This window comes from Paraglaciecola sp. T6c, from assembly GCF_000014225.1.
GTDB lineage: Bacteria > Pseudomonadota > Gammaproteobacteria > Enterobacterales > Alteromonadaceae > Paraglaciecola > Paraglaciecola atlantica_A.
In genome coordinates, this window is record NC_008228.1 from 2372740 (window position 1) to 2383849 (window position 11110).

The following is an 11110-nucleotide window of genomic DNA, read 5'->3' on the forward strand; positions in this document are numbered from 1 at the left end:
AGCTAATCAAAGGAATTACCTAGTGCTTGGTTAATCCCTGAAACTGCTTTGTCGGCTGCGTATAACGCGCCTTCTAAATAGCCCGCATCCTGTTGGGCAAACTCGCTACCAGCGAGATGCAATTTAAGCGTTTTTAGTTCGTCTTCTAATCCTCGATGATTGAAATCTGGGTGTTTCGATGGCTCATTAATGTCTCGCTCCGTGGCGCAAAACGGATCAACCGCCCAATCTTTGACGTAGCAATCAGTAGCGCTATACGCGTCATCGCCATAAAAAAACGCGAGTTGATCGAGGCAGGCTTGTTTTAACTGATTTTCAGTCAGCTGATTGCGCTGCGATACGGGAATACCAATAAACCCGAATATTCCGAAACTATGATTTTCACTGGCGCTGGCATCGTGCATTTCAACCATAGGACCAACTTGGCTAAATGCTTGGCCAGAAAGGCCTTTGTCACGCCAAAACGGCTGAGGGTAGGTGGCCACAAATTTAGCCTGTGCACCCATCCATGTTTGCACCGTGCTTAAACGTTGGTTTAGTAGAGGCGAGCCCCACACGTTTGACGCCAAATCACGCTGTATAATACGCGGAGGTAACGCGAGCACTAGATGCTCTGCACTGTAATCAAAACGTTGAAGTGCTTGGGATGGATGTTCGCTAGCTTGGATTTTGATAGATGTACGCGCTAGAGCGCTATCTTTGGGTGCGCGGTTGGTGCCAGCAACGTGGCCTGAAATGGTCCAAAGTCCGTTTTCTTCGTCCCGCATTATATTGCTAACACAGTGCTCTAGTTTGATTTTGTCCTGAGAATTTGTCCGAGCTGTTTTATCTTTCGAGCTCTTCGGGTCAATGCTCGCATGTAGTTTTTGGATCAACTGAGACATACCGCCTTCAACTCGAAACAACTGCATCGCTTCCGCACCGCTAATGTGTTTGGCCTTCGTTGTATTAGGTGCTTGATAAAGCACGTCACCCGCGGTGTACTGCTCAAACAACTTAACATCCAACTTTGCGGCTAGGGCCTGCATTTTTTGCTGATGAGGGAAAATCCACGTCGGGCCCATATCGTGACTATTTGCAAATTGATCGGCAACCTTAGCAGCGAACTCACCAAGTTCGCGCGTAGCATATGCTGCAGGCACAGAGCTAATGCGCCCACCGAGTAGGCTTTTAGCTTCAAGTAAAACATAGGGAATGTGCAGAGCCTCAAGCCTTGCCGCTGAATATAAGCCCGCTAAACCACCGCCAATAATAATGACTTTTGTTTGTTCCACACCCAAACCTCTGATACTTGAATATCGTTACTATAGCAGTATTTACTTGGTGTATCTATCGGTAGATAGTTATCATCCATATTGTATGGATCTGATGCATATTTTGATTAATTCGTTATCATGGGTGTCTTGATAAAAAGGCCTATGAGCAAGTATACGTAAGCAGCTGTTAACACTAAGTAAAAAAGGGAGCACGATGACATATGGAGCAAAAGCACACGGAGCAAAAGTATATTTCCGGTATGGGCAAAGCGTCAGTGGTACCAGAAGAAATAAAGGGGTGGAATTGGGGCGCCTTTTTACTGAATTGGATATGGGGTATCGGGAATAGTACCTTCATTGCTTTGCTGATGTTTGTGCCACTGGTGAATGTTGTGATGATGTTTGTTTTAGGGGCTAAAGGAAATGAGTGGGCTTGGCAGAACCGTACCTGGCGAGATGTAGCACATTTCAAATCCGTCCAAAAAAAGTGGCGTAATGCGGGTCTTACGCTGGTGTTTGTTGTCTTCCCGCTCATGTTTGTTGCGGTGATGAGCATGATGAAAGGGGAGGCGTACGATTTGTCGGTACAAGCCGTCAAAACGCACCCTGGGGTTATCGCCTTGGTGGGTGAAAACCCTGAGCCTGGTTTTTTTGTGTTGGGTGAAATCACCTATTCAGGTGAAGGTGGTAAAGCAAATTTGAATTACACCATTAGCGGTGATAAATCCGCAGCCGAGGTCTATGTTTATGCCACTGACGTGGCAGATAAATGGGTACTGCAAGAGGTTGCGGTGATTAATAAGGAGCAAGGCGAAATAATTTTTGCTGTATCTGCGCAATAGTCATGGGAAATGAACTTGGCAAGTTTTGAATGAGGATTGACTTGCGCTGGGGGAAGCCATTTGTTGTGTTGCAACTTAGCGTAAAACGCTCTGTGAATATCAAATAGGCAGTGAACACATGGTGTTGGTCACTGCCGTCATCTGCCGTGATATAGCGTGAATAGAATGAGCTACTGCGGCTAAGCCTCTATTTTGCGTTCAGATGAATCGAATTACCGTGAAATATAACGCTACCTCAGGCACATTGGTTACTCTACCTTATGAGTTTCTTTATAAAGCATATTGATCATTGCCATGGTTTTAAAATGATGAGTTTTTAGCGCATGATGCGCTTCGGCGGTTTTTGCATGTAATTGCCGTTCATGTTGATGCACTGATATTTCTTTACGATCAGCCTCTTCAAATACGTTACTGCTTGAGTCTTGCTCCGCTGCTTTCATGATTTTTTCGTGTTTATCATCACTTTTTGCATGTTCTTGAATCGCATTCACATGTTGAGACAGTGTGCTTGACTGTTGTTCAAGAACTCTCTCAATATCTTTAAGTTTGGTTATTGCTTGCTCATGTTCTTTTTTCCAGAATGCGACTTCATCTAACCATAAAGCATGCTCGGAAGCCCATAAATTGTGTTCTTGATGAGCCGCTTTATGGTTTTCTGTTACTGCATCTTGTGCTGTATTTTTTAGGGTCGTGGTGAATTCCAATAACTCTGTGGTACTCGCATTAGCAATACTCTGTAATTTGCTCCAAGCTGAGCTATTTACATAAGCGAGATCGAACTTGATTTGGTCCTTGTAAGCCTCACTTACGCCCTCAACAACGTCACCCCATAATCGCAAATGATCTTTTAATTCTTTGCTGGCCAGTTGAATTTTTTCTTTGCTGATTTGTGCTGTCTCGCCTAGCTTTTCCTCTGCTGCGTGAAAAGCCTGCTGCAACGTTTTACCTTCTTTGACCACAAATTCCTCTACACTATCCACCATCGCGTGATAGCTCTCTTGTAACTCGCTTAACCGTTTGTTCGCGCTCATAGTCAGCTCCCTTTTAATCAAAAGTTTTAACCTACTTTAATCATGGGATAGCACACCGTCATACGCTATTCGGCATTGTACGTAGCGTATTGCGGTAATTACCTACGCTGGTTTTATGAGTTGACTGTGAATAAGACTGGCCACCGACCCTTAGTCTGTCTGTTAACAACCCAACTGTTCGGTAATGATGTTTGCGGTGTCGGTTAGGTGGTTGATTAAACGGTCTTGTTCAAGTTGTTTACCGAGTTTGCTGTGTAGTGAAGAGACCGCTAATGATGCGATAACTTTTCCTTGGGGCTGGCCTATTAAGGTTGCGACATCGGTTACCCCGTCAATCAAGATGTTTGATTGCACATAAACACCATCTGCTTCGATGCGTGCTAGTTCTACTTGTAAGTCCTGCTGTTGTTTTTTGCTTAAGCTAGCGAAATCAGGGTCGTGTTCGAGTAACATTTTTCTTACTGAGGGGTTACTGTTAGCCAGCAGTACCTTACCCGCTGTAGAAGTAAGAGTTGAGAATAATGATCCTTCGGTAATATTCAGAAACACAGGGCTGTGGCTGCGCGCTTGGATAATTACCATGGTTTGGCTTTGATACAGCATACATAGATAACACGACTGGCCAATTTTAACCGCAAGATCTTCCATGTAAGGCAGGGCGCATTGACGCATTTGGTCAATCGGCGAAATACTGCGAGATAAATTATACAGTTTGAATGAGATTCGATATCGCCCTGATATATCATCTCGCAATAAATAACCTCTGGCCTCTAAGCCCACCAACACACGAAATATTTCATTTGGGCTGCGCCCTAAGCCATGGGCTATTTCGCTTTGGGAGCGGGGTAATTCTTGGCTGGCTAAATATTCCAGTATGTCTAAGCCCTTATCTAGGGCAGGTACCGCGTATTTGGTTGTGGGCTTGTCACTCAATGAATATTGCTCCGTGATTTTTCAGGTCTGATTTTACCTATCGATAGGCGCAAAGCCTAGCATGATATTGATACACAACAATAAATTAACATTCATATTTAAATATTATATTTTTATATGAATTTTAACTTGCGTTTATGTTGTTTCTATTTCAATATTGTTAACAATTTACGGTTGAGCTGAATAACAAGAGGACAACATTATGAGTAACATCACTTTAACTGAGCAACAAATTGCTGACTTTCATCGCGATGGTTATGTTATCGCTCGCGGCTACTACAGCCCTGAGGAAATAGATCGTTTACAAGAAAAAGCATTTAACGATGATTCGTTAAATGATCGAGCATGGCACAAGAAAGACGCGGGCGGCGCGGTAAGTAAAGTGTGCTTGTGGCAAGAAACCGGCAACGACTTATACAGTATGTTTTCACGTAGTCGCCGTTTATCTGATGTGTGTGAAACCCTTATCGGTGAGCCGATTTACCACACCAGCACTAAGATCATGATGAAAGAGCCCTTTGTAGGTGGAGCGTGGGAATGGCATCAAGATTTTGGTTATTGGCACCGTGACAACTATATGCTTTACCCAAAAGCGATCAGCTGCATGGTGGCGATTAACCGCGCAACGGTTGAAAACGGCTGCTTACAAGTATTAAAAGGCTCACACCATTTAGGCCGTTTAGATCACAATAAAACCGGCGACCAAAAAGGGGCTGCCCTCGACTTTGTTGAGGAAGCAATGAAATTTCACGAGTTAGTGAATGTAGAGCTTGAACCTGGTGATGTATTGTTTTTCCATTGTAATTTGTTGCACAAGTCAAATCAGAACCGTGCAGCGGAGCCTCGTTGGTCGATGATCTGCGCTTATAACGCCATCAGCAACCAATCTTTTGCAGAAAATGAAGCTAAATTCTATCCGTTTAGCCCTGTCGCTGATGACGCTATTATCAATTGGCAAGAAACTGAAGAAGCTAAGGCCTCTTAAATGCCGGTTATAGATTCTCAGAAATTTAATCACAAAAGCCCCCAAGGGGATAAGTTGCAATCAGGTTGGGTGCTGCCTAAATCTAAACGTGACCCACATGGAATGATAGTGGGGCAAGGGCAGTTTAGGTATCGAGTTAATGCCTATTGGGGGCGACTTGATAATAGCCAAACACCGGTTGAGAACTGCCACGGTCTTGATATCGATGCTAAAGGGCGAGTGGTGATGATAACTGACGACCCGCGCAATAATATCGTGATTTACAATCGCGATGGCAAACTGATCGATACCTTCAGCACACATATGCCAGGCGGCCACAGCATCAAAATAGTCAATGAGAATGGTGAGGACTTTATGTATCTCGTTGATAGCGGCTGGGTGAAAAACCGCTTATGGGATGGCCATTCTACTGAAGCATGGGATTCGCCGTATAATCGCGTTGTTGCCCAATCTGGTTTTATCGCGAAATTGGATATGGCTGGGCGACTCATATTCAGTATTGGTCATCCTCAAACCTACGGCGTTTATCGACCCGACCAACCTTTTAGGCCGACGGATATTGCTATTAGTGATAATGGCGATTTGTACGTTACTGATGGCTATGGCTCTGACTACTTACTTCAGTACGATAACCAAGGGCGTTTTATTCGCCGTTGGGGCGGCCACTATAATATCGATGCAAACTACAATCTATCGAATACCCATGGTATAGGCATAGACAAGCGTACAAACACACCTGAGTTGATTGTTAGCTCCAGAGGGGCACAATGCTTAAAGCGCTTCACCCTAAGTGGTGAGTATTTAGGCACTATTGATGCGAATGGTGCCTATATTGGCGGTCCTATATTTAAGGGCGAGCATTTCTATGCGCCGGTATGTTGGTCACATATTGATGGTAAAAACCAAGACGATTCGGGCTTTATCAGCGTGTTTGATAAAGACAACCGCGTGGTAGCGAATATTGGCGGCACTACACCTGAGTATATCAACGATGTGTTACAGCCGATGCAAACCACCTGGGATGTGTTTAACCATTGTCACGGCTTATGCGTGGATGATGACAGCAACCTTTACGTGGGCCAATGGAATGCGAATCAGAGTTACCCCATGAAGCTAGAGCGCCTGTAAACATGTGGCTGGTGCTTAAACCAAGCTAATCGATTTACCATGGAAGACCCGCTCTTGCGGGTTTAATGTTCTAGGCGAAAATGTAGCTTTTGGGCTATCAACCTCAGTGGGCTAAGGCCATCGAGTGCTGCTTGGGGCAGGGTAATAGCTCAAGATGATCAGGTATTAACACAGATTGCTACCTCGTGACCTTAGGTTGTTTGTCCTGCCTTAAGCTCTACTCCTGTTTCCGCGATATTGTTACATCAACAGGGATTACGTTACGTGTTGGCGCGCTCTATCATCGTTTCTAAGTGAGCCCCTGAACTCATGACTAAATGGCATACTTGCAACACGCCTTTGTTGTGGCACGCTTGCAAAGCTTCGCCGGTTAATCCGTTGAGTTTTTTTACATTTACCGCGTATAAGTCGTTAAGCGTAATGTCACCATTTTTGAGCGTTACGTTTAGTTCAACTGCTTCGAGTAACTCGTGAGCCACTAGTGTGGCTATGACACTTCGGGTCTGTTCGCTGGCACTGAGCAAATGAGAAAATAGCGTTTGATAATGCAATAACGTCGCTGTTGGCGAGCCATCGCCGTTATAGAGTGGCTCCCCCTTAGTCGCAGAGAACTGCGCACTGCTTGGGTCTATGGCTAAGTGCCCAGAGGTGGGCTTGTTGCCCTGTCCCTCGACATTCTGAGCTGCGCTGCTTTGGGGAGCTGGTACATGCAGCTGAAAAGGGCGGCGCTGAACGTCTAATGGCACATAGCGAGACACCCACTTGCCACCGTCTAAAAACAGGTTTTGGCCAGATTCAAACCCGAGTAATGCCGCTAATTGAAACTCGCCACTGCGTGCAGACTTATAAAAAAACAGTGGATATTCGTGTACGAGAAATGCTAACTCAGACACCATCACCGTGCTTAGGTTAACCGCGAAGCTTGGGTCGAGGTATTCACCACGAATAACGTTAAGTTTGCCGTGTGCTTCAGAGGTAAGGAGTTGTAGTTGTGCCATCGTTTTCGTCTCTTTTTTGTTATCTATTAAACTGGCTGATGCATTATATAAATTAGAATTTTTGCAAGCCGAACTGGTGTATCTTGTTGATCAACGCGCGATTGCTTATCGCTTTGTTTGATAGCTGAGCGGTAAAACCTTGAATCGATGACAAGAGTTGTTCGCTGGCCTCAAGTATTCGTGGGTCTGGTGTACAAAGAAGCTTCGTTTTGAAACCCGCTCCGTACAGAACAAACTGATAACTGGCTGCTTGAAACACTTCATCCCTGGCCGGAAAATCGGCAAAATCCGGCACTTTATGGCGCCACATGAGCAACAGCTTTTTGAGTGAGGCCGGAATTGAGCGCTCGGCTCTGTTGTCTTGCCAAAAAGCGGAGGTACGCTTGCTCAGCACATAATGTAGTTTTAAAAAATCAATGATACGTTGCCAGCGATAGGTGAACGTTTGATTAAACCGCTCGGCTACTATATCCATACTCTGGCGCGTCACAGGTAATTGTTCGGCTAACATATTGGCTGACATCTCAACCAGTACAATAGCTGACGCCTCCAAAGGCTCAATAAAACCTGCAGATAAACCAATGGCCACGCAGTTATTCTTCCAAAACTGCTGTTTATAACCTGGGGTGAAGCGGATATGTTTGAAGGTAAGTGAGTCGGTATCCTTATGTCGCCGCCGTATGTACTGCAATAACGCGTCTTTGGCGCTTTCATCATCGCAATAACGGTCACTGTAGACATAACCAACACCACGACGATTAGGTAAACCTATATCCCATATCCAGCCGTTGTCTTGGGCGGTTGATAAGGTAAATGATTCAATTGGGTCTTGGTCAGTCGCGTAAGGCACGTGCGTTGCGATGGCATTGTTGGCAAATAGTACATCTTCAACAGACGTATTTTCTACGCCTAGAGTTTGCCCTAATAACAGGGCACTGAACCCTGTGCAGTCGATAAATAAATCACCAGTGAGATGTGATAAGGCGCCATTATTTGTCGGTATTGCTTCTGTTTCTCCTTCTGCCTCAACCACCTGCAAGCCCGAAATGTCGCCGTTGCTTTCTTGAATGACATGTTTGACCTTGGCGAATATGTGCTTAACCTGCAAATGATTAACGCAATGCTGACGTAATAATGTGGCGAATAGACCTGCGTCTAAATGGTAACCGTAATTGGCAAATCCGCTGTATTCAGCGATTGTGATCAACTTTGGCGCTAAATGCTGATTTGCCAGTGCACTTTGCAGGCAATAAGCGTGACTAAAGGGAACGTGCTTGTTGGTGTACAACCAATGCTGGGCTTGCGCCCCTTGGTTTGCCTGCTCTGGCACATCAAAAGGGTGATCGTACTGGCTAGCGATTTCATTATCCCAATGCATAAAACGCGAGCCCTGTTTAAATGACACATTGCACTGGCGAATAAAATCCGTTTCCGATATGCCTATTGTGTGTAACGTGCTGCGAAGCGTGGGCCAACTGCCTTCACCTACACCTATGGTTGGCATGTCGGGGGATTCACATAAGGTGATAGTCAGTTCATCGTTGTTAATTCGCGAAGACAAACGGGCAGCGAGTAAACCCGCAGTAAGCCAACCTGCAGTGCCACCGCCAACAATCACAACATGTTTTATCGGGTTACTCTGTTGCACTCATTTTCGCCTTTTGAACGTTTGTTTGCTTAGCATTAAATCGCCGAATATCGGCCAATTATTTCCAAACAATGGCAGTAAATAAAAAGCCCCATGAAAAATATTCATAGGGCTTTAATAGAGCGTACTAAGGTCATTTATTCGGCGTTAAGGAATAGCGATTAAACGTACGTTATCAATATAGTACTGGGCGTTTGTTTCCGTGAGCATCACGTTCAATGTCATGGTTTCTTGTGACCAATCAATCGCTGCGCTGCGGCCAAACTCTTCAGTAATGATGATGTCTGAGGTTTTACTGTCAGCTCCCTCAGTTGTACCGCTACCATTGGCGGCGATAGTTTCTGTGCCATTAGACAGGTTGATTTGGTACAGAACAACCGTACTCTCGCCCGCAGTATATAGGGTGTCGTGGTTTATTAGCTGCGCATCCAATACCACGGCGTAACGGCCACCAGCGTTAATTGCTCCAGCTTTGATGGGTAGGCTAATCGTCACGCCATCTGTGGTACCTGTGGTATCAACGAATAATTTTTGCATGCCCTCGACGTCGCGTATTTCAACGGTCCCGCCGTCGCTGATAATGGTTTCAGCGTTTTCAAACAGGCCGACATCATCGATCAACATGTCATGCACAGCAGTATCAAAATGCCCATATTTGACCATATTAAGATCGTCAATATTGTGTTTACCACCTGCGTAAGAGTCATCATACTTGAGCAAACCAAAGTGCACGGGAAGCGTTTCATAACCGTCCCAGTTACCATGTTCGCCAGTATTAATTAACTGCACATGTTCCATCCAAACATTTAGAGATTGATCGAAATATCGGCTACCCATCCAGAATCTATTATTCAGATCAGACCCTTCGTTTGGTGTCGTAAATAGTGGTACATATGGGTTGCCATTCGTTCCGTTAGAGGCTTCATTGTTTAGCCAATACGACATAGCGTATTTTTGATTGTCTTCTAAAGAAGTGACGATGTTATGTACTTCAAAATGGCAAAAACTACCTTGCATGAACAGCCCATAGTCACCGGTTTTAGCCGCATCACTGCGGATCTCTTTAACAGGACAGCCCCAGTTGGCGAATCCCCATACGAAGCCTGCTGGGTTGACCGATTTATCGAGTGGTCCTAAAAATGTAGGATCTTCAAAATCGGCGTTAAACCCAGATGCCGCTACTAGGTTTGTTTCTTCTCCATTTATAGTAACGACTAAACTTCTCTCTCCATCAGCGGTATTACCGGCATCATCTGCTACCTTAAATAGGAATGAAAGGGCGATGCTTTGGCCGTTAGCGACATCATTAAAGTGGGCGTGAGGATCAACGTGAAGCATATTTCCGTCAAGCTCAACACCGTAGGGTAACTCTGCTTCGCCATCGAGGGTTAGATCAGTTATGACAATTTCATCGCCCTCGCGTTCTAATGTTTCTTGAGTTAAATCATATGTTTGAACGGCATCCGTTTCATTGGCACTCGCTTCTAAAAAGTAATTTAAGATAAGTGGAGCGCCAGGAATGTCTTGTACACCCAATATATTAATCATTAAATTGCGATCAATCTCAAAGCGGTGATCTTTGACTTTATAGGTATAACTGAACGTAACTTTTTCACCATCTGGTATTTGTGATTCAACCGCACTTACATCAAGCTCTAACTGGCTATCTTCATTGATAGTAAACGGGATGCTGTATGGATTATTGGGATCTGCGATGACATCAAATGCGGTTAATGGTTCATCATCGCCATCCACAACATCTTTGAGCAAATCTACGACCGCCGTACCTGTATCACGCGTAAAGTTACCTGCAAGATCACCTTCTGCCACTGGCGCTACATCTTCGCCGGTAATAGTAATAGTGGCTGAACGAGCTGTGGTATTACTGCCATCAGTAATGTCGTAGGTGAGTGTCATTGTTAAAGACTCACCCGTATCTAAGGTGGGTGCGACAGCTTCTGGGCGTATGCCTAAATACAAGCCGTCTATCTCAAAGCCTGTCATGTCCGTTAGGTTTGAGCTGATGTTTGTGATGCGCAGGATATCGCCGTCCATGTCGGTGGCCACACCCGTACCACTATTTTCACCGGCAGGTGTACCTAGCAGAAAAAGACGTTTGAACGGATCTTTCTCTGAATAGGTCAGTGAAATATCGCCGCCATGGGAAGGTGAGTTACTTGAAACTGTGGGCGCTGAACTACCGCCACTGCTACCACCGCAGGCCGTAATGACCGAGCAGGCGACGCTAGCTAACAAAAATTTAGATGCTTGAGTTGATTTCATAATTTT

9 protein-coding genes are annotated in these 11110 nt (G+C 45.0%); 3 read left to right on the top strand and 6 right to left on the bottom strand.

The features are described 5' to 3' along the window. Positions 1-2: 2 nt before the first annotated feature. A complete protein-coding gene (locus PATL_RS09985) occupies positions 3-1274 on the bottom strand; it encodes a flavin monoamine oxidase family protein (RefSeq protein WP_011574770.1) in 1272 nt (423 codons plus the stop codon). A gap of 203 nt (positions 1275-1477) precedes the next feature. On the opposite strand from PATL_RS09985, the gene PATL_RS09990 reads away from it, so the two are divergent. Then, entirely contained in the window at positions 1478-2098 is a 621-nt protein-coding gene (locus PATL_RS09990; protein ID WP_011574771.1) for a cytochrome c oxidase assembly factor Coa1 family protein, read from the top strand. 248 nt (positions 2099-2346) lie between these two features. On the opposite strand, the gene PATL_RS09995 is transcribed toward PATL_RS09990, so the two are convergent. Both PATL_RS09995 and PATL_RS10000 read right to left on the bottom strand, forming a co-directional pair. Next, the gene (locus tag PATL_RS09995; protein ID WP_011574772.1) at positions 2347-3129 is read right to left on the bottom strand and encodes a zinc ribbon-containing protein; all 783 of its coding nucleotides are present in this window, start codon (positions 3127-3129) and stop codon (positions 2347-2349) included. Between the two features lie 162 nt (positions 3130-3291). Then, positions 3292-4062, bottom strand: a complete 771-nt coding sequence (locus tag PATL_RS10000; protein WP_011574773.1) for an IclR family transcriptional regulator — start codon at positions 4060-4062, stop codon at positions 3292-3294. A gap of 202 nt (positions 4063-4264) precedes the next feature. On the opposite strand from PATL_RS10000, the gene PATL_RS10005 reads away from it, so the two are divergent. Together PATL_RS10005 and PATL_RS10010 are read left to right on the top strand one after the other, a co-directional pair. Further along, positions 4265-5047, top strand: coding sequence for a phytanoyl-CoA dioxygenase family protein (locus PATL_RS10005; protein WP_011574774.1), 783 nt, complete (start codon positions 4265-4267; stop codon positions 5045-5047). Then, positions 5048-6175: a type I secretion protein TolC gene (locus PATL_RS10010; protein WP_011574775.1), complete on the top strand. Its 1128-nt coding sequence runs from the start codon at positions 5048-5050 to the stop codon at positions 6173-6175. A 260-nt stretch (positions 6176-6435) separates the two neighbouring features. On the opposite strand, the gene PATL_RS10015 is transcribed toward PATL_RS10010, so the two are convergent. The 3 genes from PATL_RS10015 to PATL_RS10025 all read right to left on the bottom strand — a co-directional run bounded on the left by PATL_RS10015 (position 6436) and on the right by PATL_RS10025 (position 11104). Then, positions 6436-7173, bottom strand: coding sequence for a SapC family protein (locus tag PATL_RS10015; RefSeq protein WP_011574776.1), 738 nt, complete (start codon positions 7171-7173; stop codon positions 6436-6438). Positions 7174-7225: 52 nt separating this feature from the next. Further along, the gene (locus tag PATL_RS10020) at positions 7226-8821 is read right to left on the bottom strand and encodes a tryptophan halogenase family protein (protein ID WP_011574777.1); all 1596 of its coding nucleotides are present in this window, start codon (positions 8819-8821) and stop codon (positions 7226-7228) included. Between the two features lie 147 nt (positions 8822-8968). After that, positions 8969-11104, bottom strand: a complete 2136-nt coding sequence (locus tag PATL_RS10025) for a hypothetical protein (protein ID WP_011574778.1) — start codon at positions 11102-11104, stop codon at positions 8969-8971. Positions 11105-11110 lie beyond the last annotated feature (6 nt).